This is a genomic window from Nocardia sp. NRRL WC-3656, from assembly GCF_000720265.1.
GTDB classification, from domain to species: Bacteria; Actinomycetota; Actinomycetes; order Mycobacteriales; family Mycobacteriaceae; genus Nocardia; species Nocardia nova.
The window spans coordinates 260,566-284,732 of sequence record NZ_JOJF01000010.1; the positions used below are offsets into that span (position 1 = coordinate 260,566).

Here is a 24,167-nt window from a genome sequence, read left to right on the forward strand (position 1 = left end):
GCTCAGATGATCTTCTGGCCGATGAGGTACTGCGCGACCTGGTTGCCGCCCTCGCCCTCGTCGACGACCTTCTCGCCCGCGGTGCGCGGCGGCTTCGGGGTGACACCGGAGACTGCGGTGCCGGCATTGCCCACGCCGACGGTCGACGGGTCGATGCCCAGGTCGGCCAGCGTGAACGTCTGCACTTCCTTCTTCTTCGCGGCCATGATGCCCTTGAAGGAGGGGAAGCGGGGTTCGTTGATCTTCTCGGTGACCGAGACGATGGCGGGCAGGTTCGCCTCGAGCTTGAACACGCCCTCGTCGGTCTCGCGCTCGCCGGAGATCTTGTCGCCGTCGACGGTCAGCTTGCGCAGGTGGGTGAGCTGCGGGATGCCCAGGTACTCGGCGATGATGGCCGGCACGGCGCCGGCGCGGCCGTCGGTGGCCTCGTTACCGGCGATGACGAGCTCGATGCCTTCGATCTGGCCCAGCGCACCGGCGAGCACCCACGCGGTCTGCACGGCGTCGGAGCCGTGGATGGCGTCGTCTTTGACGTGGATGGCCTTGTCGGCACCCATGGACAGCGCCTTGCGGATGGCCTCGGTGGCGCGCTCGGGGCCCATGGCGAGAACGGTGACCTCGCCGCCCTGGGCTTCCTTGATCAGCAGAGCCTCTTCGACGGCACGCTCGTTGATCTCGTCCAGGATCGCGTCGGCGGCCTCCCGGTCGAGGGTGTAGTCACCATCGCTGAGCTTGCGCTCGGACCAGGTGTCGGGAACCTGCTTGATCAGTACGACGATGTTCGGCATTGGTCTTCGTCGACCTCCTGTTCTGGTGGCACGTGAGGTGGGGTCGCACGATCGGGTGGCCGTACGTCCACGTGAAAAGCTCCGTCACATCTAAAGCTCCGTCCGGGAGATTACCCTACATTAAGTTACTCACGGGTAACTTAGGGTGTGATGTTCTCCATGGCCGGTCCGGGCGCCGGTGTGATACAGGCAACCGCTAACGTCGATCCAATGAGTGAGGCTGTCGTCTCCCCGGTGAGCGGGGAGTCTGCCGGGGTGGAGTCGCTGCCACTGACCGGCGAACGGACCGTGCCGGGTATCGCGGAGGAGAACTACTGGTTCCGCCGACACGAGATCGTCTACGCGCGCCTGCTCGAACGATGCGCCGGGGCAACGGTTCTGGAGGCGGGCTCCGGCGAGGGCTACGGCGCGAACATGATCGCCGACGTCGCCACCCGGGTGATCGGCCTGGACTACGACACCAGCGCGGTGGAGCATGTGCGCGCGGCGTACCCCCGGGTCGAGATGATCCAGGGCAATCTCGCCGACCTGCCGCTCGACGACGCCTCGGTCGATGTGGTGGTGAACTTCCAGGTCATCGAACATCTCTGGGACCAGGGCCAATTCCTGCGCGAATGCCTGCGGGTGTTGCGCCCCGGCGGGCAGTTGCTGATCAGCACGCCGAACCGGATCACCTTCTCGCCCGGTCGCGATACGCCCTTGAACCCCTTCCACACTCGCGAGCTGAACGCCGCCGAACTCGCGGAACTGCTGGAGCAGGCCGGATTCCGCGTCGACGTCATGGCCGGTGTCCATCACGGCCCGGCGCTGGTCGCTCTCGACGAACAGTGGGGCGGCTCGTTCATCGACGCGCAGATCGAGCGGGCGCTGGCCGGTGAACCCTGGCCCGCCGAGCTGACCGCGGCGGTGGCCGGTGTGCGCACCGGCGATTTCGAACTGCGCCCGGCCCCCGGTTCGGCCGTCCCGGTCTGGGATCCGGAGATCGATGCCAGCCTCGATCTGGTCGCCATCGCGGTGAAGCCGTGAGCGATTCGCGGGCGGTGCCGGGCCGGTTCAGCCTGGTCCTGCATTCTCATCTGCCGTGGCTGGTCCATCACGGCCGCTGGCCGGTGGGTGAGGAATGGCTGTACCAATCGTGGGCGGCGTCCTATCTGCCGGTCGCCCGGGTGCTGAGAACCCTTGCCGCGGAAGGACGTTCGCATCTGCTCAGCTTCGGCATCACGCCGGTGCTGGCCGCGCAGCTCGACGATCCGCACGCGCTGGCGGCCATGCACCACTGGCTGGGGAACTGGCAGATGCGTGCCGACGAGGCATCGATGGTCGGCAAGCGCGAGCTGGGCGGCTACGAACACGCACTGGCCGCCGAGGCCCTCGCCGATTTCGAGCAGCGGTGGCGGCACGGCGGTTCGCCGGTGTGGCGGGAGCTGATCGACGCCGAGGCGATCGAACTGCTGGGCGGTCCGCTGGCGCATCCGTTCCAGCCGCTGCTCGACGCGCGCCTGCGTGACTTCCAGTTGCGCGAAGGCCTGGCCGACGCGCGGCATCGCTGGGGGCGCACCCCGGCGGGGATCTGGGCGCCGGAATGTGGGTTCACACCGGGGATGGAAAGCGGCTATGCCGCAGCGGGTGTGACGCATTTCATGGTCGACGGTCCGGCGCTGCGTGGCGACACCACCCTCGGCCGGCCCGTCTGGGACAGCGATGTGGTCGCGTTCGGGCGGGATCTGCAGGTCAGCTACCGCGTGTGGTCGCCGAAATCCGGATATCCGGGCCAGGCCCACTACCGCGACTTCCATCACTACGACCACGAGACCGGTCTCAAACCGGCCCGCGTCACCGGCAAGCAGGTCGCGGGTCCGGACAAGGCGCCCTACGATCCCGCGGCCGCCGCGGCGGCGATCGAACGCGATGTGGCCGATTTCGTGGCGACCGTGCGCGAACGGCTGATCACCGAATCCGAGCGGATCGGCCGGCCGGCGCTGGTGGTGGCGGCCTTCGACACCGAACTGTTCGGCCACTGGTGGCACGAGGGGCCGCAGTGGCTGGAACAGGTGTTGCGCGCCCTGCCCGAGGCCGGGGTCACCGTCGGCACCCTCGCCGACGCGCGGGCGGACGGATTCGTCGGCGAACCCGTCGAGCTGGCCGATTCCTCGTGGGGTTCGGGTAAGGACTGGCGGGTGTGGGCCGGTGATCAGGTCCGCGACCTGGTCGAACTCAACGCCGAGATCGTGCGTGCGGCCCTGGACACCCTGGACAAGATGGCCGCGCAGTCCGACGGTCTGCGTGATCCGGTCGCCGATCAGCTGCTGCGCGAGGCGATTCTGGCCGTCTCCAGCGACTGGGCGTTCATGGTCAGCAAGGACTCCGCGGCCGGCTATGCCCGCGACCGCGCGCATCAGCACGCGCACGCCGTCCGCGAGATCGCCGGGGCCGTCACCGCGGGCCAACTCGCCAAAGCACGGCAGTTGGCGGCAGGATGGTACGCGGCCGACGGATTCTTCCCCGCTCTCGACGCGCGCCGACTCGACGCACGAGGTACGGACATCCCCGCAGTCGGTCACCGCTCGGCGGGAGCAACAGAAGGACCGGCATGAAGATCTTGATGGTGTCGTGGGAGTACCCACCGGTAGTTGTCGGTGGGCTCGGCCGGCACGTCCATCATCTGGCCGTCGAACTGGCGGCCGCCGGTCACGAGGTCGTGGTGCTGGCGCGCCGGCCGATGGGCACCGACGCCACGACGCACCCCACCCACACCTTCATCGAGGATCGGGTGCTGGTGGTCGCGGTCGCCGAGGATCCGCCCGCCTTCGACTTCGGCGAGGACATGCTCGCCTGGACCCTCGCCATGGGGCATGCGATGGTCCGCGCCGGGATCGCGTTGAGCAAACCGGGTATCGCCGAGGGCTGGACGCCGGATGTGGTGCACGCCCACGACTGGCTGGTCGCGCATTCGGCGATCGCCCTGGCCGAGTACTACGACGTGCCGCTGGTCTCGACCATTCATGCCACCGAGGCGGGCCGCCACAGCGGCTGGGTTTCGGGCCGGGTCAACAAGCAGGTCCATTCGGTCGAGTGGTGGCTGGCCCGCGAATCCGATGCCCTCATCACCTGTTCGACCTCGATGCAGGACGAGGTGGAAAAGCTCTACGGCCCCGAACTGGTGCCGGTGACGGTGATCCGCAACGGAATCGACGTGGGGGCGTGGACATTTCGCGATCGCGCGCCGCGTTCGGGTCCGCCGCGGCTGCTGTACGTGGGCCGGCTCGAATACGAGAAGGGCGTGCAGGACGCGATCGCCGCACTGCCGCGGATCCGTCGCGCACATCCCGGCGCCACGCTGACCATCGCGGGGGTGGGCACGCAGTTCGAATGGCTGCGCGAGCGCGCGCGGGTCCATCGGGTGGCCCGCGCGGTGAATTTCGCCGGCCGCCTGGACCACGCCGAACTGCTGGGCTGGCTGCACGGCGCCGACGCGATCGTGCTGCCCAGCCGCTACGAGCCGTTCGGCATCGTCGCCCTCGAGGCCGCCGCGGCCGGAACGCCGCTGGTGACCTCCACCGCCGGTGGGCTCGGTGAGCTGGTCGTCGACGGAGTCACCGGCGCTTCGTTCGAACCGGCGGATGTGACCGGACTGGTCGAGGCGGTGACGGCCGTCCTCGACGATCCGATCGCGGCGCAGCAGCGTGCGTACGCGGCCCACGCTCGGCTGACCGCCGATTTCGCCTGGGATGTGGTGGCCGCGGAGACGATTCAGGTCTATCAGGCCGCCAAGCGCCGGGTCCGCAATCCGCTGGGCCGCCCGGTGATCACCGAACGCCCACTGCCGGAACGGGATCCGAACAACCCGCTGTGATCGGCCGGGTCGCGGCGGTGGGTACCGGGCGGCGGGGGCAGAATTTTCGGTATGGCTGTTCCGACGACTCGACTGCTGGTGCTGGCCCTGGTGCGGCTGCTGCAACCCGTGCACGGCTACGACGTGCGGCGTGAGCTGCTGTCCTGGCATGCCGACGATTGGGCCAACGTCAAACCCGGATCGGTCTACGGTGCCCTGAACACCCTGCAGCGCGACGGGCTCATCGCCGTCGAGGGTGTGGGCCAGGACGGTGCGCGCCCGGAACGGACCTCGTATCGGCTGACGTCGGAGGGGGAGAAGGTGCTCGCCGATCTGATCCGGGAGGGTCTGTGGTCGGCCGAGCAGCCGAAACATCCGTATCACGCCGCGGTGGCGCTGTTCCCGTTCGCGCCGCGCGGCGATGTGATCGCGGCGTTGCGCAGCCGCATTCTGAAGTTCGCGGCCGATCTGGGCTATTTCGAGCGGGAGGAGCAGCGGATCCTGTCCGGCAGCGGCGATCCGACCGAAACCGAGCCGTATCACGTGGCCGACGCGATCGCGCTGACCGCCGCCCATACCCGCGCCGACTTGGAGTGGTCGCGAAAAACCCTGCAGCGCATCGAGAACGGCGAGCTGGATGTCTGGTCCTCGGCGCCGTACACCCTCTTCGAGCATCCGCGGGACGACTCCGGAGCCGGAGTTGATCAAGACTGAATAGTAAAGCTTGACTATTTGAGCCGTCATTCCTACCGTGTGCGGTATGGAAACGACGGCTACCGTTCGTGACCGCACCCGCACCTCGGCGATCCGAGTGCGGGGGCTGGCACGGACGTTCACGACGAAAACGGGACCGATGCAGGCCGTGAACGGCTTGGACTTCGAGGTCCGCGAGGGCGAGATCGTGGGACTGCTCGGTCCCAACGGCGCCGGTAAGACCACCACCCTGCGGATGATCGCGACGCTGCTCGCGCCGACCGCGGGCCAGGCGCGGATCGCCGACGCCGATCTCCGCGAGGCGCCGCGCGAGGTGCGGGCTCGCATCGGGTACGTCGCCCAGGGCGGCATGACCAACGACGATGAGCTGGTGATCGACCAATTGGTCCTGCAGGCAAGGCTTTTCGGGCTGAGCAAGGCCGAGGCGACGGCGAGTGCCGAACACCTCCTGCGGACGCTGGAACTGGACGGACTCGGCCGTCGGCGCTGCCGCGAGCTGTCCGGCGGGCAGCGCCGCCGCGTCGATATCGCGCTCGGCCTGGTGCATCGTCCGCGACTGGTCTACCTGGACGAGCCGACCACCGGGCTGGACCCGCAGAGCCGCGCGAACCTCTGGGAACATGTGCGGCGGTTGCGGTCCGAGGGCACGACGATCGTGCTCACCACGCACTACCTGGAGGAAGCCGACGCACTGTGCGACCGGATCCTGGTCATGGATCACGGCGGCATCGTCGCCTCCGGCACGCCGGACGAGCTGAAACAGCGGATCTCCGGCGATGTGATCAGCCTCGACATCGCCGACGCACAGGCCGATCTCGCGATCGAGATCGCCGACTCGGTGCTGGAGTTGCGGTCGAAGCTGCGCGCCGACGGACTGGTGCATCTGACGGTGGCGCGCGGCGATGCCGCCGTGGTGCCGCTGCTGCGCGCACTGGACGAGCACGGCATCGTGCCCGGCGCGCTGACCGTGAAACGACCGAGCCTCGACGACGTGTTCCTCACCGTCACGGGGCGTTCGCTGCGGGAGGGAAAATGAGTTTTCTGCGGGAGACCGGGCTGGTGTTCTGGTCGCAACTGCGCACTCAGCTGCGCAATCCGGTGTGGGTGATCATCGGATTGAGTCAGCCCGTGCTGTATCTGGTGTTGTTCGGTCCGCTGGTGAAGGCGATCGCACCCGCGCTGGGCGCCGATACCGACCCCTGGAAGGTGCTGACGCCTGCCCTGGTCATCCAGGTCGGACTGTTCGGTTCCATGTTCGCGGGATTCGCGATGGTGCAGGAACTGCGGGCCGGCGTGATCGAACGCCAGCGCGTCACCCCGGCCCACCGCGGCGCACTGCTGGTGGGCCGGGTGCTCAAGGATATGGTCGTGCTGATCGTGCAGGCGCTGGTCCTGGTCGCGGTCGCGATGGCGGCATTCTCGTTGCGGCCCAGCGCTTTCGGGCTGATAGCCTCGGTGCTGCTGATTTCGGTGATGGCGGCCGGACTGGCCTCGGGGTCCTATGCGCTGGCGCTGTGGGCACGTTCGGAGGACACCTTGGCGTCGGTGCTCAACAGCGTCTCGGTGCCGCTGATGCTGCTGTCGGGCATCCTGCTGCCGATGAGCCTGGCGCCGCACTGGCTGCGGATCATCGCCGACATCAATCCGTTCCAGCACACCGTCGAGGCCGCGCGGGCATTGTTCCGCGGTGATTTCGCGGTCACCGAGGTGTATCTCGGCACGGGGCTGACGGTGGCGGTGGCCGTACTGCTGATGGTGGTCGGCGCCCGCAGCTTCGCCCGCGAGAACGCCTGACCGCTGCTCGTTATCGCCGCGCCGGTGCGTCCGACGTGGCGGTTTCGGGCGTGTGGGCCAACTCGGGGGAACGACGCAGTGAACGTTCGGTGTGACGGGGATCTCGTTCACCGGACTGGCATTCGCTCGACACTCGAACGTCGCCGCCTCGCCGAATCGGCCTGGCTTCATCGACACCATGACGCCATCGTCCGTGCTGAACCCGACCCGCACGACAGGCCCAGGGGTGGCGACGCCACAGTACTCCCTGGTTGTGTCCTCCGATCTCGACCATCGCCGGGCCGCGCAGCGGCTGCGCTACCGGGTGTTCGCCGGCGAACCCGGATTCGACATTCCCTTCAGCGCCGAGGGCCTGGACGCCGACCGGTTCGACGAGCACTGCGATCATCTGCTGGTCCGCGACGAGGCCTCCGGCGAATTCGTCGGCTGCTACCGGATGCTGCCGCCGGACAAGGTGCGCGCCGCCGGCGGGTACTACACGGCCACCGAATTCGATCTGAGCGCCATGGATCCCGAAGGGCGCCGGATCGTCGAAATGGGCCGCGCCTGTGTGGTTCCGGACCATCGCAACGGCTCGGTGCTGACGCTGATGTGGGCCGGGATTTTGCACTACATCCAGCTCACCGGCTACGACTGGGTGATGGGCTGCGTCTCGGTGCCGATGCGCGACACCCCCGCCGATCCGCCCGGCGCGAACGTGGCCGCGGTCCGGGATCTGTTGCTGAGCAAGCATGCCGGTGATCCGGCCCGCCGCGTGCGCCCGTACCGCCCGGTCGTGGTCGACGGCCGCGGGCTCGACGAACTGGCCGCCCCGGCCCGGCCGAAACTTCCCCCGCTGCTGCGCGGTTATCTGCGCCTGGGCGCCGAGATCTGCGGTGAACCGGCCCACGACCCGGATTTCGGCGTCGCGGATTTCGTCGCCCTCCTCGGCCTGGAAACGATCAACACCCGCTACCTGGAACGCCTGCGGAGCGCCGCGGGAGCCATGGATGCCCGCGCGTCGGAAGGCACAGACGCTCGCGCGTCGGAAGGCACAGACGCCCGCGCGTCGGACGCCGATGCCGCGCGGGCCCGCGATACGGGCGGAGGAGCACGATGACCGAGACAACCGATTTCCGAAGCGGCGCCGACACTGTCGGCCGGCCCGCGGCCGGGCGCGCCGGCACGGCAGCGGAGACGCCGTTCGATCCTCGGCCCGTGGCGGAACCGGCGGTCCACGCATGGATGCCCGCGAGTCCGTGCGGCGCCGGGTGTGTGGCCGTGCCCGATACCGCGGGCACGGTGCGGACTGTGGCGCGGATCGCGGGCGTGTTGGGGTTGCTGGTGGCGTTTCCGGTGGTGAACGTGGCGACGCCGGCTGCCCGGCGGACGGGCTTGCATCGCCGGTACGCACGGGCCGTATTGCGCTGCTGCGGAATCGCTTTGCGCGTCGTCGACGAGCGGGACGCGGTCGACGAGGGCGCGGTGCGAGTCGAGAGTGCGGTGCGCGGCGGTGGCGCCGCGGGTGATTCCGGGCGCGGCCTTCTGGTGGTGGCCGCGCACGTCGGATGGTCCGATGTACTGGCGTTGGCGGCGGTCTCGCCGATGGGCTTCGTGGCCCGCGGCGATCTGGTGTCGTGGCCGGTGCTGGGGCAGCTGGCCCGGCTCATGCGAGTGATCCCGATCGATCGGGATCGGTTGCGGCAGCTGCCCGAGGTGATCGCGGCGATGTCGGCACGGCTGGCGGCGGGGGAGCGGGTCGGCCTGTTCCCCGAGGGCACCACCTGGTGTGGCCGGGCGCACGGCCGGATGCGACCCGCGCTGTTCCAGGCCGCGGTCGACACCGCCACGCCGGTACAGCCGATCCGGCTGCGCTATCTGAACGGCGCCGGCGAGACGTCGACGGTCCCGGGCTTCGTCGGCGTGGACACCTTCCTCGACTCGGCCCGTCGCATCTTGCGTGCCAAGGGCATCGTCGCCGAACTCGTCCTGCTGCCGATCGAGGAACCGGGCACCGACCGCCACGACCTGGCCGAGCGCTGCGATCGCGCGATCCGCGGCCGCACCGAGGTGCGCATCGACGCCCACGCCACGGCCGTCGGCACCGGCCCGACCCGCGAGATCGTCGTCGCCGAAGCGGTCTCCTGACCGTACCGACCGGCGCTCAGTCGTGCGGGATCAGGCGGTGGGCGGTCAGGACGATGTGGTCGACGCGGCTGCGCAGGGCGGTGTTCTCCCCGTTCAGGCGGCGGAACTCCTGCACGAACTGCGCGGCCAGATCCCGCAGCTTGGTGTTGGTCTCCTGGGAACGCCAGCTCAGCACCCGGAACGCCTGTTCGGGACTGATGCCGTAGGCCAGCGTCAGCGCGCCCTTGGCCTGTTCGATCACCGCGCGGGACTCGATCACCTCGGGCAGCACCTCCGACAGCGCGTCGTTGCGCTCTTCGGCGATCGTCTCGGTGACGTCGACGAAATATCCGCTGGCCCCGACCACCGTGCCGTCGTCGTCGGTGAGCTGCTCGCCGACGACGATGATGTCGTGGGTTTCCCCGTCGGCGTCGACGATGCGGTGCTGGCCGCAGATCGGGTCTCCGGTTTTCACCGAGGTCGCGATGCTGGCCGCCAGTTCCTCGCGGTCGTCCGGATGTTTGTGCGATATGAGCAGTTCGGTGGTGGGTTCGGTATCGGCGCCCTGATACCCGTACATCTGCGCTACTTCGTCCGACCATTCCCAGCGCTGATCGGCGAACCAGAATCGGAACCAGCCGACGTGATCGCAGGACTGGGCGCCGAGCACGCTCGTCAGGGGATCGAGCGGCGCGATGCGTGGCGACTGTTCCGTACTCACGTTCCACAGTATCCGCTGTATTGCGGTCGGTTGTTACACCAGGTCGGACGGGATGTGACGTGCCCCGCGCACGTTCTCTGTTTGGTATGAGGGTTTCGGGGCATCTTTCCGTCGGTACACAGGGACATCCAACTCGGAGAGGACCGGGATCAGTCGTGGTTGCGTTGCTCATGGTGATCGGCTCGATATCACTGATCGTCATTGCGGTGCACGCGGCGGTGGTCGCGGTGTGGACGGCGAAATTGCGCCTTCGGCGCACCTCGGACGCCATCCGCGCGGGGGCGCCTCTCGTAGCGAAAACCGTGGTGCACCAGCCTCTCCTCCGATCTCGGGCTGGTGCCGACGCGACGTCCTGATCGTGGCCTGCCCCATGGCGAGCGCAGCGTGGTCGGCCGGGGTCCGATAGGATCGGCAAGCCTCACGGTCGAAAAACGGGCCGCTGAGCAAGTCGGCGTGCGCTCGGGCCGCCACTTCGTTGATCGGAGGCAGCATTGTCGAAGCGTGCCGTCCCAGGCACGGTTGCTGTTCCCTCGTCGCGGTCCGATGCAGCCGGTGCGCTGCGGGCCGACATCGTGCGACCTCGTCGCATCGGCGACGCGACCCCGCGGTCCCGCCCGGCCGCGGTGACGGAACAGTCCCCGCGGTTTCGCGATGTATCCGGCCGTTCCGCGGGCCACTCGTCCGAGGGTCCCACTTCCGCATCCGTTCGAGACGACGGCCGCGGTTCCACCGTGCGCCCGCCCCTCGACGGCGTCACGCCGCTGGGCACCGCCTCCCCGCTCGGGCAGACGATCCTGCTGGTCGAGGACGACCCCGGTGATGCCCTGCTGGTCGAGGAACTCGTTGCCGACGGTGCGCCCGGTGTGCGCCTGGAACATGTGCGCTCGCTCGCCGAAGCGGGCGCGTGGCTGGCCGCGGGCCTGCCCGACTGTGTGCTGCTCGATCTGAACCTGCCCGACTCCCACGGCTTGGACGCGCTCGCGCAGTTGCGCGAATACACCGATCAGGTCGCGGTCGTGGTGATGACCGGCCTGGACGAGGAACAGACCGGCCTGGCCGCGATGGCGGCCGGCGCGCAGGACTACCTGGTGAAGGGCCGGGTCGAGCCGGAGTGGTTCGGCCGGGCCGTGCGCTATGCGATTCAGCGCAAACAGGCCGAGCGCACCACCGCGGCGCTGCGCGCGAGCACCATGCGCGCCCAGGAGAACGCCCGCCTGGAACGCGGGCTGCTCCCCAAGCCGCTGCTGCGCGGTGCGCCGATCGTCGATGTGGTCTCGCGGTATCGGCCCGGACGCGCGCATTCGCTGCTCGGCGGCGATTTCTACGACGTCGTCCAGGAGGCCGACGGCACGGTGCACGCGCTGATCGGCGATGTGGCCGGCCACGGCCCGGACGAGGCCGCGATCGGCGTGGGTCTGCGATTGGCTTGGCGCACACTGGTATTCAGCGGCATCACCGGGCCCCGGCAGCTGCAACTGCTGGAGGAGGTGCTGGTCGCCGAACGCACCGGACCACAGACCTTCGCCACTCTCACCACGCTGTACGCCCCGCCCGGTCGCGGCGCCGTCGAGGTGATCCGGGCCGGTCACCCCGGCATGCTCGTCCACTCGCCGACCGGCACCGAATGGCTGGAGGTGCCCGGCGGACCGGCCCTGGGCTTCATACCGGGGCGGGCGGACTGGCCGGTCACCGAGGTGACCGTGCCGGCCGGTACCGGGCTGGTGCTGTTCACCGACGGCCTGTTCGAGGTGCGTACCGGTGCGGGCGACTGGCTGGGCGAGGACGGCCTGCTGGCGATGGCGCAAGGGGTGTCGGTCGAACAGCCCGCCCGTTATCTGGACGAACTGCTGGGCCAGGTCGAATCCGCGGCCGCCCCGGCCGGCGGACTCGACGACGATCTGGCGATCGTCTATCTGCGCTGGCACGGGGGTGAGTGGGTCCGGTGAAAGACGTCCGACCCCGCGAGGGGATCGTCGGCCGGCTCACCGCACAGATGTGGTTTCAGCTGGTCCTCGCCCTGATGCTGGTGGTGGTGATCGCCGGTGCGATAGCCGCCAGGCAAATGATCGCCCATACCGACGCCATCGAAGACCGGCTGCTCGATCGCGCCCAGCCGGCCGCGACCGAGGCCTATCGGCTGCAGTCCGCCCTCGTCAATCAGGAAACCGGCCTGCGCGGCTACGCGATCTCGGCCGACGATCAGTTCATGCAGCCCTACAACCAGGGTGTCGCCGACGAGGCCACCGCCGCGGGCCGCCTGCGCGAGCTGGCCGCCGGCCGCACCACACTGCTCGACGATCTGGACGCCGTCGAGGCCGCGGCTCAGCGCTGGCGTACCGAATACGTGCAGCCGATGATCGCGGCGGCGGGCAATGTATCGCAGGCCGAATCCGCTGCACTGGTCACCCGCGGCAAGGTCCTGTTCGACGAGTTGCGCAAGAAGTTCGCCGCACAGAACGCGGACTCGGCGGCCGCGATCGCACAGGACCGCCGCGACCTCGACCACGCGCGCACCGTGCGCGACAGCGTGCTGATCGCGGTGGTCGTCCTTATCCTGCTCACCGGCCTGGCACTGACCGTGTTGATCCGGCGGCTGATCGCCCGCCCGCTCGACGAGCTCACCGAGGCGTCCCGGCGGGTATCGGCCGGCGAATTCGATCATCACATCGAGGCGCACGGGCCGGCCGACCTGGCCACGGTCGCCGACGCAGTCGAGGAGATGCGCGTGCGCATCGTCTCCGAACTGGGGTCCTCGCGGGCGCAGGAGGTGCAGCTCGCCCGGCAGGCCGACGATCTGGATCGCCAGACGGTCCAACTGCGCCGCTCGAACGCCGAACTCGAGCAGTTCGCCTACGTCGCCTCCCACGACCTGCAGGAGCCGTTGCGCAAGGTCGCCGCGTTCTGTCAGTTGCTGGAGAAGCGTTACGGCGATCAGCTCGACGAGCGGGCCAAACAGTACATCGACTACGCCGTCGACGGCGCCAAGCGGATGCAGCGGCTGATCAACGATCTGCTGACCTTCTCGCGCGTGGGCCGGGTGATCGAGGGCAACGAGCTCGTCGCCCTGGACTCGACGCTGAATTCGGCGCTGGACAATCTGTCCGGCGCGATCGAGGAATCCGCCGCGGTGATCGAGCGTCCGGAGCAGCTGCCCGACGTCGCCGGCCAGCCGACGCTGCTGACGATGTTGTGGCAGAACCTCATCGGCAACGCCGTGAAATTCCACACCCCCGGTACCGCGCCGGTCGTGCGCATCGAGTGTGAGCCGGGCGATCACCTGGACGAATGGCAATTCTCGGTGTCCGACAACGGCATCGGCATCCCGCCGGAATTCGCGGACAAGATCTTCGTGATCTTCCAGCGCCTGCACAATCGGGAGGACTACAGCGGCACCGGCATCGGCTTGGCGCTATGCAAGAAGATCGTCGAGTACCACGGGGGCAATCTGTGGATCGACACCGAATACACCGGCGGCGCCCGGTTCCGCTTCACCCTGGCGACCCAGGCCGCCACGCTCGCACCGCTCGAACCCGTATCCGAAGGAGCCGACGCATGACCGCACCGGTGAGCCAGCCCATCGACATCCTGCTCGTGGAGGACGACCCCGGCGACGAGCTGATGACCCGGGAGGCGTTCGAGGACAACAAGATCGGCAATACGCTGCACGTCGCCCACGACGGTCAGGAAGCGCTCGACTTCCTCTACCGGCAGGGGGAATTCGCGCAGGCGCCGCGGCCCGATCTGATTCTGCTCGATCTGAACCTGCCGAAATACGACGGCCGCCAAGTTCTGGAAAAGATCAAATCCGATCCGGACCTCAGCCATATTCCGGTGGTGGTACTCACCACGTCGGCAGCCGAAGAGGACATTCTGCGCAGTTATCGGCTGCACGCGAACGCCTATGTGACCAAACCGGTCGACCTGGATCAATTCATCGCCGCGATCAAGCACATCGACGAATTCTTCGTTCAGGTCGTCCGGTTGCCACGACAGCGATGACGCCGGCGACGAGGAACGCGCCGGGCGGGCGCCGGATCAGGCCGAGGTGGTCTGCTCCGGCGCGGCCAGCGCGTCCGCGACGGTCGGGAACAGGTGCAGCAACGCGTCCAGCGCGGTCACCTCGATCGGGCGGCGCACCGCGGGCGACGCGACCACTCGCAGGCCGCCCGTCGCGGTGGACTGGGAGGTGGCCAGCAGCACGCTCAGCCCGGCCGATCCGAGGAAACCGACCTCGGTCATATCCAGCACCACGGCGGTGGGCTCGGCCTGCAGCGCCCGGTCGAGAGCCGATTGCAGCTCCGGCGCGGAATTCATGTCCACCTCACCGGCCACGGTCACGACCACGGCCGAACCTTCCGTGCGCTGCTCGGTGCGCAGCAGGGGTGACACCCGCTCGCCGCTCATCGGGCCGACCCCAGCGCGAGGCGATTCGTACCGCATTTCGCCACTTCGATACCTCCGGCGTATTCCGATCTGCGCCGCTGTCCGCGGCGTGGCGACGATTCGCCGCTGACCAACATACCCGTTTCGGCGCGATCCGAACGGGGGCCGTCACCGCGATCGGAGGGCGTCCGGCGGGCGCTCGCGTACGCTGTGAAATCGTCTCGCGGCACGATATTTGGGAGCAACGAATGGGCATGGTCGAGAAAGTGTCCCCGGACGCGGGGACCACTGCGGTCGGATTCCAGGTACCGGCCGATGCGGCGCAATTGATGATGGTCCGGGCGCTGACCGAAACCGTCGCTCTGGTCGCCGATTTCGGTATCGACGAGGCCACCGATATCCGTCTCGCCGTCGACGAGGTGGTCAGCGCGCTGATCGTGGACGCGGCCGCCGGTTCCGTGATCGATTGCACATTCACCGCGAGCGAGAACACCATGGACGTGCGCGTCGCCGCCGTCACCACGACCGCGGGCGGACCGGACGCCAACAGCTTCGGCTGGCACATCGTCTCGACTCTGACCCAGTGGGTGAAGACCGAGAGTTCGGACTACGACGCAGCCGTGGGCGGGCACCCGACCGTCGTCGAGTTCCGCTGGGCACGTGGCGGAACAGATGTCGACTGAGAACGGTACCGGCACCGCCCGCCACCCCGACGGTTACGACGACGTCGCACCGCTGTTCGTCGAGCTCGCCGCCCTGCCCGAGGGCGATCCGGAGCGCGACCGGCTGCGCGAACGGATCATCAACCGCTGCCTGCCGCTGGCCGAGCACATCGCGCGCAAGTTCAGCGGGCGCGGCGAGAACTTCGAGGATCTCCTGCAGATCGCCCGGGTCGGCCTGGTCGCGGCCGTCGACCGGTTCGATCCCTCGCAGGGGTCGCCGTTCCTCGCCTTCGCGGTGCCGACGGTGATGGGCGAGGTGCGCCGCCACTTCCGCGATCACACCTGGGCGCTGCGCGTGCCGCGGCGGATCAAGGAGATCCAGACCGCGCTGGGCCCGACCGTGGAGACGCTGTCGCAACGGCTGGGCCGGATGCCGCGGGCGCGCGAGATCGCCGAGGAGATGGACGCCGATCTGGGTGAGGTGACGCAGGCGCTGATCGCCCGCAACGCCTACCAGACCCAGTCACTGGACACGCCGACCTCCGAGGACGACAGCCGCTCCGGGAATGCGATCCTCGACACTCTGGGCGACGTCGATCCGACCTTCGGGGCGATCGATGACACTCTGACCGTGAAGCCGCTCATCGACGCCCTGCCGGAGAAGGAGCGGTACGTGCTGACCATGCGTTTCTTCGGCGGAATGACGCAGGAACAGATCGCGCACGAACTCGGCTGTTCCCAGATGCAGGTCTCGCGGATCCTGACCAGAACGCTCAGACAGTTGCGCGAGAAGGCGCTGCGCGACTGAGGTAGGCCGACGGCGCCGCATGGCGTACGGGAAAGGGGGTATCGCGGATGCCGAGGAGATCATCGAGTGGAGATCATCGGTTGCGATCGGAATGAGGACATGAGCGGATTTCCAGATCCCCCGGGCGACCCCGCCCCAGGGCCCGCGATACGCGAGCCGCACCCGCTACAGGTGGCCCCCTTCGAGGCGAATTTCCCGTCGCGGGCCGACCGGATCGCCGAGGTGCGCCACGATCTGCGGGCCTGGCTCGAGCGCGGGGGAGTCGGCTCGGAACAGGTCTACGATCTGTTGCTGGCGGTGGACGAGGCATGTACGAACGCCGTGGAACACGGCTACCGCGACGCCACCGGCATGGTCGGGCTGCGTGCTGAGATCAGCGGCTCGGACCTGTACCTGACGATCGTGGACCACGGCAGCTGGGAACCCCGTGCCGAGGTTCCGGATCCCGTGCGCGGGCGGGGACTGGCGATCATGCGCGCCCTGGTGCGCGATGTCGAGATCACGACCGGGGACGACGGGACCCGTGTCGCGATGCACGCCGAAATCGCTTCGGCGCCAACGGGTTCGGAGACGACCGCGGGGTACGACCGGGGATAGTCCGTTAATCCGCCCGGAGAGCGGGTATGCGGAATACGGAAGGCGGGCGAGGCGAGCGCCGCAGCGGGACTTTTCGGGCCCGCACCCGGGTTGTACCGGTGCGAGACTTGGGCGGGGACCCGATCCGAAGGAGGAAGCGTGACCGACACGCGCAAGGCGATTCTGGCAGGCGGATGCTTCTGGGGTATGCAGGAGCTGATCCGCAAGCAGCCGGGTGTGATTTCCACGCGCGTCGGATACACCGGCGGGCGCAACGATCACCCCACCTACCGCAACCATCCGGGCCACGCCGAGGCCGTGGAGATCGTCTACGACCCGGCGCGCACCGACTACCGGGCGCTGCTCGAGTTCTTCTTCCAGATCCACGATCCGTCGACGAAGGACCGCCAGGGCAACGACATCGGCAGCAGCTATCGGTCCGCGATCTTCTATCTCGACGACGAGCAGAAGGCGATCGCGCTCGACACCATCGCCGATGTGGACGCCTCCGGTCTGTGGCCGGGCAAGGTGGTCACCGAGGTGACCCCGGCGTCCGATTTCTGGGAGGCCGAACCCGAGCACCAGGACTATCTGCAGCGCTATCCGGAGGGCTACACCTGCCACTTCCCCCGGCCGGGCTGGAAGCTGCCCAAGCGCGCCGCGACCTCGCAGTAGGCCGTCATGTCGGATCGCACCCGTCACTCACGTATCGGTAACCCGCTGTCCGCTCTCGGACGGGCGATCGCGCGGATCCCGTGGGTGATGCGCACGGGTCCGGTCGTCGTCCTCCTGGAACGCATCATCCGCCGGCTCACCGGCGGCCGGCACGGAGTGCTCGATCTGGCGGGTCTGCCGTCGATGGAGTTGACGGTGCGCGGACGTAAATCCGGGTTGCCGCGGACGGTGTCGCTGCTGTACGTCCCGGATGGGCCCGAGCGGTATCTGCTGATCGGGTCCAACTGGGGGCGGCCGGAGCATCCGTCCTGGTCGGCGAATCTCGCCGCGGCCTCCGATGCCGAAATCCACAGCGGCGGTAAGCGAATCAAGGTGCGGGTCCGGCAGCTGAGCGGCACCGAACGCGAGGAGGCGTGGGCCCGCGCGGTGGCCTATTGGCCCGGATACACCATGGAGCAGCGGCTGGCGGGCGCGCGCCGGTTCCGGCTGTTCGAACTGACGCCCATCTGAGCCGAGTTCGATCCTCCGCACCGGCCGGTTTCGCTCCCGCGACGAGCCGACCTGCTGGACAATGGGGCCGAGCCGACGATGTGCGGCCCGGCCCCAGGCACCGCCGGAACGCACGGTGCGGACCGAGCGGCGACGGGTGAGATTGGATGCGATCAGGACACGACAGTGCTCTGCTGCGGCGACGCGCGGCACTGGAACGGCAGTGGGCGCGTTGGGTTCCGAGCCCGCGCGATCTCCCGGCGACCCCGGCCGTGTGTCCTCTCGAATCCGGCCCCGCCGCCTCCGACGCACCGGATGCCGATGCCCCCGATGCCGAGGCGGCGCAGCCCCGGGCCGATGTGGCGCAGTCCTGGGTGCGGTCGCGCGCGTTCGTCGATCCGGCCACCGACTGCGCGCCCGCGGTGGCCGGTGATGTCGCGTCGAAATGGGCCGATTCGCCGCTGCGCGGCCCGATCGCCGAACTCTCCGATCAGCTGCACAGCATCACCCACGACGCCGGATTCGTCGCCGCCGTCACCGACGAAGCGGGAACCATTCTGTGGTCCGCCGGCGGCCAGGTGATGCGACGGCGCGCTGAACGGGTCGGTTTCACGCCCGGCGGTCGCTGGGACGAGAACCACATGGGCACCAACGCGCTGTCGCTGGCGTTGCACACCGGCCGCCCGAGCAGCGTGTTCTCCGCCGAACATCTGGTCGAGGCACTGCACGGCTGGGTCTGCTACTGCGCGCCGATCCGCTCCGCCGACGGCCGCCAGCTCGGTGTGCTGGATCTGTCCACCACCTGGGATCGCTCGCACCCGCTGGCCATGTCCACGGTGCTGTCGCTCACCGCGGCGGTGGAGGCGAAACTGCAAGGCGGCGGGGCGAATACGGCCCCCGGGGTGAGACTGGAATGTCTCGGCGGCGCCGCGCTGACCCGGGCCGGGCGGCCGCTGCGCCTGCGCCGCCGGTTGCTCGAGATCCTCACCCTGCTCGCCCTCGAACCCGACGGCTACACACCGGAGCGGTTGCAGCTGGCCGTCTACGGCGACCGGCCCACCGGTTCCAGCACACTCAAGGCCGACGTCTCGCATCTGCGCCGCGCGACCGGCGGCGATATCAGCAATCGGGTCTATCGGCTGACCACGCCGGTGTCCTGCGATGCGACCGATATGCTCGCCGCCCTGGCCGCCGGGGACACCGCCACCGCCGTGCGGCTGTATCGCGGCCCGCTGCTGCCGGGTTCGCAGACCCCGGGCGTCGTCGAATGGCGCGAATATCTGGAGGTCGGTATCCGCACCGCGGTCCTGTCGGCCGGCGAGGCCGAATACGCGCTGGACTACGGCGCCAAAGCGCCCGGTGACATCGAGATCCACGAACATGCGCTGCGGCTGCTGCCCGCTCGCGACGCGCGCCGCGCGGTGGCCGCCGCGCGTTTGCACAGCGCACTGCGAAGCTGATCGCGGCACTGCGAAGCTAGATCGTGGCACGGCGAAGCTGATGGCGACGCGCCCTGCCGCATTCAACCTTGTGCCAACCCTCGGGGCTCATAGTGGTCCACATCACGACGTCCCCTGTCGTGATGCGACCCTTCGTGACTCATCGAGGAGCATCCGTCATGATCTACGCCAAGCCCGGCGCCGAAGGCAGCATCGTCTCCTACGCCGACCGCTACGACAACTTCATCGGTGGCGAATGGACGGCACCGGTCGAGGGCAGATACTTCGAGAATCCGTCGCCGGTCGACGGGGAGACCTTCTGTGAGGTGGCCCGGTCGTCGGCTGCCGATGTGGAGCTGGCGTTGGATGCCGCGCACGGTGCGGCCGACGCGTGGGGTGCGACCTCGGCCGCCGATCGCGCCAACATCTTGAACAAGATCGCCGATCGGATCGAGGCGAATCTCGACCAGCTCGCCGTCGCCGAAACCTGGGACAACGGCAAACCGGTCCGCGAAACCCTGGCCGCGGACCTGCCTTTGGCGGTCGATCACTTCCGCTACTTCGCCGGCGCCATCCGCGCCCAGGAGGGCGGTGTCAGCGAAATCGACGCCGACACCATCGCCTACCACTTCCACGAACCCCTCGGCGTGGTCGGCCAGATCATCCCGTGGAACTTCCCGATCCTGATGGCGACCTGGAAGCTGGCGCCGGCACTGGCGGCCGGCAACGCGGTCGTGCTCAAGCCCGCCGAGCAGACCCCGGCCTCCATCATGAAGGTGGTCGAGCTGATCGCCGATCTGCTCCCGCCGGGAGTTCTCAACGTGGTCAACGGTTTCGGCGTCGAAACCGGCAAGCCGCTGGCATCCAGCCCCCGCGTGGCCAAGGTCGCGTTCACCGGTGAAACCACCACCGGCCGGCTGATCATGCAGTACGCCAGCGAGAACATCATCCCCGTCACCCTCGAACTGGGCGGCAAGAGCCCCAACATCTTCCTGCCCGATGTGATGGCCGCCGACGACGCGTTCCTCGACAAGGCGGTCGAGGGCTTCGTGATGTTCGCCCTCAACCAGGGCGAGGTGTGCACCTGCCCCTCGCGCGCGCTGATCCACTCCTCGATCTACGACGAGTTCATGGCACGCTGCCTGGAACGGACCAAGGCCATCGTCAGCGGCAACCCGCTCGACAGCGACACCATGATCGGCGCCCAGGCCAGCAACGACCAGTACGAAAAGATCCTGTCCTACATCGACATCGGCCGCAAAGAGGGCGCCGAGGTCCTCACCGGCGGCAGCCAGCGCAAGGTCGACGGCCTGCCGGGCGGGTTCTACGTCGAGCCCACCATCTTGAAGGGCACCAACGACATGCGGGTCTTCCAGGAGGAGATCTTCGGCCCCGTCGTCGCGGTCACCACCTTCGACTCGACCGAGGAAGCCCTCGCGATCGCCAACGACACCCTCTACGGCCTCGGCGCCGGGGTGTGGAGCCGCGACGGCAACACCGCCTACCGGCTGGGCCGCGGCATCAAAGCCGGCCGGGTATGGACCAACTGTTACCACGCCTACCCCGCACACGCCGCCTTCGGCGGCTACAAGAAGTCCGGCATCGGCCGCGAGAACCACCGCATGATGCTCGACCACTACCAGCAGACCAAGAACCTGCTGGTCAGCTACTCACCGAACAAACTCGGCTTCTTCTGATGGGTACCCGCGTCGACCTGACCGAGGCCGCGGAGTCGTTGCTGGACAACCTGATTCGACAGCACGGCCCGGTCATGTTCCATCAGTCGGGTGGCTGTTGCGACGGTAGCGCGCCGATGTGCTTCCCGCGCGGGGAATTCCGCGTGGGCGCCTCGGATGTGCTGCTGGGCCGGGTCGGCGCCGATACTCCGTTCTGGATGAGCGCCGATCAGTACGAGTACTGGAAGCACACGTTTCTCACCGTCGATGTCGTGTCCGGGCGGGGGAGCGGATTCTCGCTCGAAGCTCCCGAGGGGGTGCGGTTCCTGATCCGGTCCCGGCTGCTCACCGATGACGAAGTGGCCGAACTCGATTCCGAGCCGCCGCCGCTCACCGGGGCGGAGGCGATCAGCTGACCGATGCCGCCGGCGAGGCGGATCCGCGGGTGCACACGGCCCGCAGATCCGTCTCGCCGCGGTGCGCGCGGCGTATTCTGGCCGGGATCGTTCGCGAGTATCCGTATCGAGGTGCCGCTCCAGAAACAGTGCCCGGCCCGCGGCATCGGTGACGAGAGGGGCCGCATGTCGGCGCGTACGGCATTGTTCATCACCTGCGTCAACGACGTCATGTATCCGGGAACCGGCCGGGCGGCGGTGGCCTTGCTGCGCCGGCTCGGCGTCGAGGTCGAATTCCCGATGGCCCAGAGTTGTTGCGGCCAGATGCATGCCAACACCGGGTATCGGGCCGACACCGCGAAAATGGCCCGGCATTTCGTCTCGGTGTTCGGTGACTACGACCGGATCGTCGTGCCGTCCGCCTCGTGCGGCGCCGCGCCGCGCGAGTTCTACCGGGTGGTGGCCGAGCAGGTCGGTGACTCCGGGCTGGCTCGCGATGCCGAGGCGCTGCTCCCCAGAATCCGGGAGTTGACCGAATTCCTCACCGACGACCTGGATGTCGTCGACGTGGGCGCCTATTTCCCGCATCGGGTGACCTACCATCCGACCTGCCATTCGCTGCGCGTGCAGCGCATCGGCGACCGGCCGTACCGATTGTTGCGGGCGGTGGCCGGATTGGAGCTGGTCGAATTGCCCGCGGCCGACGAATGCTGCGGATTCGGTGGCACGTTCTCGGTGAAGAACGCCGCCGCCTCCGGCGCGATGAACGCCGACAAGGCCGCCCACGTGCGCGAGACGGGCGCGAGTGTGGTGACGGCCGTGGACAATTCGTGCCTGATGAACATCGGCGGGCGCCTGGCCGCCGACGCGACGCCGGTGCGCGATCTGCATCTGGTGGAAATCCTGGCACGCACGCAGGCCGACGGGCCGATGCCCGGGCTGCCGGTGGCCGCGGGAGCCCGCTCGTGAGTAAGAGTTTCGTGGGCTGGCCCCCGTTCCCGCAGGCCGCGCGCACCGCGACCGCGGACGAACAGTTGCGTGCCACTGTGCACCGTGCCACCCACACCATCCGCGCCAAGCGGGACGCGCTGGTGGCCGAACGTCCGGACTGGGAGGAACTGCGCACTGCCGCCGCCGCGGTCAAGGACGATGTGCTGCGCCGTCTCGACACCTATCTGGAGCGATTGGCCGGTGCGGTGGAAGGTGCCGGGGGAATGGTGCATTGGGCGACCGACGCGGCCGAGGCCAATGCCGTCGTCACCGAATTGGTCCTGGCCACCGGTGAAACCGAGATCGTCAAGGCCAAATCCATGCTGTCGGAGGAGATCGGGCTGGACGAGGCGCTCGCTGCGGCCGGAATCGACACCCGCGAAACCGATCTCGCCGAGATCATCCTGCAACTGGGCGACGATCTGCCCTCCCATATCGTGGTGCCGTCGATGCACCTGAACCGCAGCCGGATTCGCGACATCTTCCGCCGCGAGATGGGCAAGCACGGTCGCCCCGCGCCCGACGATCTGACCGACGATCCGCAGGCGCTCGCCGATGCGTCGCGGCTGCACCTGCGGGAGAAGTTCCTGCGCGCGAAGGTCGGCATCACCGGCGCGAATTTCCTTGTCGCCGACACCGGAACGGTGGTGATGGTGGAGTCGGAGGGCAACGGGCGGATGTGCCTGACCCTGCCGGAGACGCTGATCACGGTGGCCGGCATCGAGAAGGTGATTCCGAGCTGGCGCGACCTGGAGATCTATCTGGAGTTGCTGGCCCGCAGCGCGACCGGGGAGCGGATGTCGCCGTATGTGTCGACCTGGACCGGCGTCACCGCACAGGACGGCCCCTCGGCCTTCCATCTGGTCCTGGTCGACAACGGGCGCACCCGCGCCCTGCGCGACGAACTCGGGCGGGAAGCGTTGCGCTGCATCCGGTGTGGCGCCTGCATGAATATCTGCCCGGTCTACGAACGCACCGGCGGACAGGCCTACGGGTCGGTCTATCCGGGGCCGATCGGCGCCATCCTCAACCCGTTGCTGAAGGGTGCCGACGATCCGCAGACCGCCTCGCTGCCGTATGCCTCCGCGCTGTGCGGGGCCTGCGACGACGTCTGCCCGGTGGGCATCGATATCACCGGAAATCTGCTGGCCCTGCGCCACCGGGTGGCCGAGGGTGAGGCGGCGGTGAAGCATCGCGTCGAGCGGGTGGCCTTCGCCGCGATGGCGGGATTCATGAGCCATCCGGCGCTGTGGGGCGCGGCCGTGCGGTCGGCGGCGAGCATCGGCGTCGCGGTCCCGAAGCGGCATCTGCCCGGTGCGCTGGGCGGGTGGACCGACAGCCGGCGGGTACCGGACATTCCGGCCGAATCGTTTCGCCGCTGGTGGGCGCGTACCGAGGGCGGCCGCAACGACGGACCCGGGCCGCACGACACCGTGAACGAGGACGGGGGCCGGTCGTGAATGCGCGCGAGACGATCCTGCGGCGCGTTCGCGAGGCCATCGGCGAACCGGCGGACGCGATCACCGTGCCGCGCGACTATCTGCGGAGCGCGCCGGGCGTCGACCCCGACGATCGCGCCGCGATCCTGGACCTGTTCGAACAGCGCCTGGAACGGTATGGGGCGCAGGTGCATCGGACCACGCCGGCGGGGGTCGCGGCGGCCGTGGATCGGGAACTGCGGCGCGCGTCGGCCCGTGTGGTGCTGACGCCACCCGGACTGCCGGACATGTGGACGGCACTGTGGGCGGACCGCTCCGAGCACCGCGTCGTGATCGACGACCCGCCCTTGACCACGCCCGAGCTGGACGAGATCGACGCGGTCGTGACCACCTGCGCCGCGGCGATCGCGCAATCGGGCACGATCGTGCTCGACGGCGACGCCGGCCAGGGCCGCCGCGCGCCCACGCTCGTGCCCGACTGTCACGTGTGCGTGGTTCACGCGGAGCTGGTGAAATCCGCGCTGCCGGAGGTCGTTCCGCGTCTCGACCCGCGCCGGCCGACCACCTGGATCAGCGGTCCGTCGGCGACCGTGGATATCGAGATGACCCGCGTGCAGGGCGTGCACGGGCCCCGGCGGTTGATCGTCGTCCTGGTCGAATGAGGGGCGGGAACATCGTGA

25 protein-coding genes are annotated in these 24,167 nt (G+C 68.7%); 22 read left to right on the forward strand and 3 right to left on the reverse strand.

Annotated elements, in window-relative coordinates:
• Positions 1 to 2 precede the first annotated feature (2 nt).
• Positions 3 to 788, reverse strand: a complete 786-nt coding sequence (locus IG65_RS0115890) for an electron transfer flavoprotein subunit beta/FixA family protein (protein WP_030515697.1) — start codon at positions 786 to 788, stop codon at positions 3 to 5.
• A 210-nt stretch (positions 789 to 998) separates the two neighbouring features.
• Between IG65_RS0115890 and IG65_RS0115895 the strand changes: the two genes are divergently transcribed.
• From IG65_RS0115895 to IG65_RS0115930, 8 genes are all read left to right on the forward strand, one after another.
• Positions 999 to 1,814: a bifunctional 2-polyprenyl-6-hydroxyphenol methylase/3-demethylubiquinol 3-O-methyltransferase UbiG gene (locus tag IG65_RS0115895; RefSeq protein WP_030515698.1), complete on the forward strand. Its 816-nt coding sequence runs from the start codon at positions 999 to 1,001 to the stop codon at positions 1,812 to 1,814.
• Positions 1,811 to 3,382, forward strand: a complete 1,572-nt coding sequence (locus tag IG65_RS0115900) for a glycoside hydrolase family 57 protein (protein ID WP_051756134.1) — start codon at positions 1,811 to 1,813, stop codon at positions 3,380 to 3,382. The genes IG65_RS0115895 and IG65_RS0115900 overlap by 4 nt, the downstream gene beginning before the upstream one ends.
• The gene (locus IG65_RS0115905; RefSeq protein ID WP_030515700.1) at positions 3,379 to 4,641 is read left to right on the forward strand and encodes a glycosyltransferase family 4 protein; all 1,263 of its coding nucleotides are present in this window, start codon (positions 3,379 to 3,381) and stop codon (positions 4,639 to 4,641) included. The genes IG65_RS0115900 and IG65_RS0115905 overlap by 4 nt, the downstream gene beginning before the upstream one ends.
• A 51-nt stretch (positions 4,642 to 4,692) precedes the next feature.
• Entirely contained in the window at positions 4,693 to 5,334 is a 642-nt protein-coding gene (locus IG65_RS35925) for a PadR family transcriptional regulator (protein ID WP_051756136.1), read from the forward strand.
• A 46-nt stretch (positions 5,335 to 5,380) separates the two neighbouring features.
• Entirely contained in the window at positions 5,381 to 6,370 is a 990-nt protein-coding gene (locus tag IG65_RS0115915) for an ATP-binding cassette domain-containing protein (protein WP_051756139.1), read from the forward strand.
• Positions 6,367 to 7,128, forward strand: coding sequence for an ABC transporter permease (locus tag IG65_RS0115920; RefSeq protein ID WP_030515703.1), 762 nt, complete (start codon positions 6,367 to 6,369; stop codon positions 7,126 to 7,128). The genes IG65_RS0115915 and IG65_RS0115920 overlap by 4 nt, the downstream gene beginning before the upstream one ends.
• Positions 7,129 to 7,306: 178 nt before the next feature.
• Positions 7,307 to 8,227, forward strand: a complete 921-nt coding sequence (locus IG65_RS0115925; protein WP_081879519.1) for a GNAT family N-acetyltransferase — start codon at positions 7,307 to 7,309, stop codon at positions 8,225 to 8,227.
• Positions 8,224 to 9,255: a 1-acyl-sn-glycerol-3-phosphate acyltransferase gene (locus tag IG65_RS0115930; protein ID WP_231509227.1), complete on the forward strand. Its 1,032-nt coding sequence runs from the start codon at positions 8,224 to 8,226 to the stop codon at positions 9,253 to 9,255. Before IG65_RS0115925 ends, IG65_RS0115930 begins: the two co-directional genes overlap by 4 nt.
• Positions 9,256 to 9,271: 16 nt before the next feature.
• Here IG65_RS0115930 and IG65_RS0115935 read toward each other — a convergent pair whose 3' ends face one another.
• A complete protein-coding gene (locus tag IG65_RS0115935; RefSeq protein WP_231509228.1) occupies positions 9,272 to 9,955 on the reverse strand; it encodes a PAS and ANTAR domain-containing protein in 684 nt (227 codons plus the stop codon).
• Positions 9,956 to 10,686: 731 nt separating this feature from the next.
• Between IG65_RS0115935 and IG65_RS0115945 the strand changes: the two genes are divergently transcribed.
• The 3 genes from IG65_RS0115945 to IG65_RS0115955 are packed head-to-tail and all read left to right on the forward strand — an operon-like array spanning position 10,687 to position 13,954.
• The gene (locus IG65_RS0115945; RefSeq protein ID WP_231509229.1) at positions 10,687 to 11,901 is read left to right on the forward strand and encodes a PP2C family protein-serine/threonine phosphatase; all 1,215 of its coding nucleotides are present in this window, start codon (positions 10,687 to 10,689) and stop codon (positions 11,899 to 11,901) included.
• A gap of 47 nt (positions 11,902 to 11,948) precedes the next feature.
• Positions 11,949 to 13,511 carry a CHASE3 domain-containing protein gene (locus tag IG65_RS0115950; protein WP_036524743.1) on the forward strand — a complete coding sequence of 521 codons (1,563 nt, stop codon included), beginning with the start codon at positions 11,949 to 11,951 and terminating at the stop codon, positions 13,509 to 13,511.
• A complete protein-coding gene (locus tag IG65_RS0115955; RefSeq protein ID WP_030515710.1) occupies positions 13,508 to 13,954 on the forward strand; it encodes a response regulator in 447 nt (148 codons plus the stop codon). Before IG65_RS0115950 ends, IG65_RS0115955 begins: the two co-directional genes overlap by 4 nt.
• A 36-nt stretch (positions 13,955 to 13,990) precedes the next feature.
• Here IG65_RS0115955 and IG65_RS0115960 read toward each other — a convergent pair whose 3' ends face one another.
• Positions 13,991 to 14,359: an STAS domain-containing protein gene (locus tag IG65_RS0115960; protein ID WP_030515711.1), complete on the reverse strand. Its 369-nt coding sequence runs from the start codon at positions 14,357 to 14,359 to the stop codon at positions 13,991 to 13,993.
• Between the two features lie 233 nt (positions 14,360 to 14,592).
• Between IG65_RS0115960 and IG65_RS0115970 the strand changes: the two genes are divergently transcribed.
• The 11 genes from IG65_RS0115970 (at position 14,593) to IG65_RS0116020 (ending at position 24,149) form a co-directional block, all read left to right on the forward strand.
• Complete coding sequence (locus tag IG65_RS0115970) at positions 14,593 to 15,021, forward strand: anti-sigma factor (RefSeq protein WP_030515713.1); 429 nt, start codon at positions 14,593 to 14,595, stop codon at positions 15,019 to 15,021.
• Positions 15,011 to 15,808, forward strand: a complete 798-nt coding sequence (locus IG65_RS0115975) for an RNA polymerase sigma factor SigF (protein WP_030515714.1) — start codon at positions 15,011 to 15,013, stop codon at positions 15,806 to 15,808. Before IG65_RS0115970 ends, IG65_RS0115975 begins: the two co-directional genes overlap by 11 nt.
• A 99-nt stretch (positions 15,809 to 15,907) precedes the next feature.
• Positions 15,908 to 16,405: an ATP-binding protein gene (locus IG65_RS0115980; RefSeq protein WP_156055640.1), complete on the forward strand. Its 498-nt coding sequence runs from the start codon at positions 15,908 to 15,910 to the stop codon at positions 16,403 to 16,405.
• 186 nt (positions 16,406 to 16,591) lie between these two features.
• Positions 16,592 to 17,059, forward strand: a complete 468-nt coding sequence (gene msrA / locus IG65_RS0115985; RefSeq protein WP_228794851.1) for a peptide-methionine (S)-S-oxide reductase MsrA — start codon at positions 16,592 to 16,594, stop codon at positions 17,057 to 17,059.
• A 6-nt stretch (positions 17,060 to 17,065) separates the two neighbouring features.
• Positions 17,066 to 17,569 (forward strand): nitroreductase family deazaflavin-dependent oxidoreductase, encoded by a 504-nt coding sequence (locus IG65_RS0115990; protein ID WP_030515717.1) that lies wholly within the window; start codon positions 17,066 to 17,068, stop codon positions 17,567 to 17,569.
• 146 nt (positions 17,570 to 17,715) lie between these two features.
• A complete protein-coding gene (locus IG65_RS0115995) occupies positions 17,716 to 19,008 on the forward strand; it encodes a hypothetical protein (RefSeq protein WP_030515718.1) in 1,293 nt (430 codons plus the stop codon).
• Between the two features lie 158 nt (positions 19,009 to 19,166).
• Complete coding sequence (gene adh / locus IG65_RS0116000; RefSeq protein WP_030515719.1) at positions 19,167 to 20,684, forward strand: aldehyde dehydrogenase; 1,518 nt, start codon at positions 19,167 to 19,169, stop codon at positions 20,682 to 20,684.
• Entirely contained in the window at positions 20,684 to 21,079 is a 396-nt protein-coding gene (locus IG65_RS0116005) for a DUF779 domain-containing protein (protein WP_030515720.1), read from the forward strand. Before adh ends, IG65_RS0116005 begins: the two co-directional genes overlap by 1 nt.
• Before the next feature lie 165 nt (positions 21,080 to 21,244).
• Complete coding sequence (locus IG65_RS0116010; protein ID WP_036524592.1) at positions 21,245 to 22,027, forward strand: (Fe-S)-binding protein; 783 nt, start codon at positions 21,245 to 21,247, stop codon at positions 22,025 to 22,027.
• Positions 22,024 to 23,508 (forward strand): lactate utilization protein B, encoded by a 1,485-nt coding sequence (locus IG65_RS0116015; protein WP_051756149.1) that lies wholly within the window; start codon positions 22,024 to 22,026, stop codon positions 23,506 to 23,508. The genes IG65_RS0116010 and IG65_RS0116015 overlap by 4 nt, the downstream gene beginning before the upstream one ends.
• Complete coding sequence (locus IG65_RS0116020) at positions 23,505 to 24,149, forward strand: LUD domain-containing protein (protein WP_030515723.1); 645 nt, start codon at positions 23,505 to 23,507, stop codon at positions 24,147 to 24,149. Before IG65_RS0116015 ends, IG65_RS0116020 begins: the two co-directional genes overlap by 4 nt.
• Positions 24,150 to 24,167 lie beyond the last annotated feature (18 nt).

Bases quoted from the DNA above. Each gene is read 5' to 3' on its own strand.
- IG65_RS0115890 (WP_030515697.1), bottom strand. From the start codon at position 788: ATGCCGAACATCGTCGTACTGATCAAGCAGGTTCCCGACACCTGGTCC.
- IG65_RS0115970 (WP_030515713.1), top strand. From the start codon at position 14,593: ATGGTCGAGAAAGTGTCCCCGGACGCGGGGACCACTGCGGTCGGATTC.
- IG65_RS0115920 (WP_030515703.1), top strand. From the start codon at position 6,367: ATGAGTTTTCTGCGGGAGACCGGGCTGGTGTTCTGGTCGCAACTGCGC.
- IG65_RS0115975 (WP_030515714.1), top strand. From the start codon at position 15,011: ATGTCGACTGAGAACGGTACCGGCACCGCCCGCCACCCCGACGGTTAC.
- IG65_RS0116005 (WP_030515720.1), top strand. From the start codon at position 20,684: ATGGGTACCCGCGTCGACCTGACCGAGGCCGCGGAGTCGTTGCTGGAC.
- IG65_RS0115915 (WP_051756139.1), top strand. From the start codon at position 5,381: ATGGAAACGACGGCTACCGTTCGTGACCGCACCCGCACCTCGGCGATC.
- msrA (WP_228794851.1), top strand. From the start codon at position 16,592: ATGCAGGAGCTGATCCGCAAGCAGCCGGGTGTGATTTCCACGCGCGTC.
- IG65_RS0115980 (WP_156055640.1), top strand. From the start codon at position 15,908: ATGAGCGGATTTCCAGATCCCCCGGGCGACCCCGCCCCAGGGCCCGCG.
- IG65_RS0115950 (WP_036524743.1), top strand. From the start codon at position 11,949: ATGTGGTTTCAGCTGGTCCTCGCCCTGATGCTGGTGGTGGTGATCGCC.
- IG65_RS35925 (WP_051756136.1), top strand. From the start codon at position 4,693: ATGGCTGTTCCGACGACTCGACTGCTGGTGCTGGCCCTGGTGCGGCTG.
- IG65_RS0115905 (WP_030515700.1), top strand. From the start codon at position 3,379: ATGAAGATCTTGATGGTGTCGTGGGAGTACCCACCGGTAGTTGTCGGT.
- IG65_RS0115995 (WP_030515718.1), top strand. From the start codon at position 17,716: ATGCGATCAGGACACGACAGTGCTCTGCTGCGGCGACGCGCGGCACTG.
- IG65_RS0115930 (WP_231509227.1), top strand. From the start codon at position 8,224: ATGACCGAGACAACCGATTTCCGAAGCGGCGCCGACACTGTCGGCCGG.
- IG65_RS0115990 (WP_030515717.1), top strand. From the start codon at position 17,066: ATGTCGGATCGCACCCGTCACTCACGTATCGGTAACCCGCTGTCCGCT.
- IG65_RS0115925 (WP_081879519.1), top strand. From the start codon at position 7,307: ATGACGCCATCGTCCGTGCTGAACCCGACCCGCACGACAGGCCCAGGG.
- IG65_RS0116010 (WP_036524592.1), top strand. From the start codon at position 21,245: ATGTCGGCGCGTACGGCATTGTTCATCACCTGCGTCAACGACGTCATG.
- IG65_RS0115895 (WP_030515698.1), top strand. From the start codon at position 999: ATGAGTGAGGCTGTCGTCTCCCCGGTGAGCGGGGAGTCTGCCGGGGTG.
- IG65_RS0115955 (WP_030515710.1), top strand. From the start codon at position 13,508: ATGACCGCACCGGTGAGCCAGCCCATCGACATCCTGCTCGTGGAGGAC.
- IG65_RS0115960 (WP_030515711.1), bottom strand. From the start codon at position 14,359: ATGAGCGGCGAGCGGGTGTCACCCCTGCTGCGCACCGAGCAGCGCACG.
- adh (WP_030515719.1), top strand. From the start codon at position 19,167: ATGATCTACGCCAAGCCCGGCGCCGAAGGCAGCATCGTCTCCTACGCC.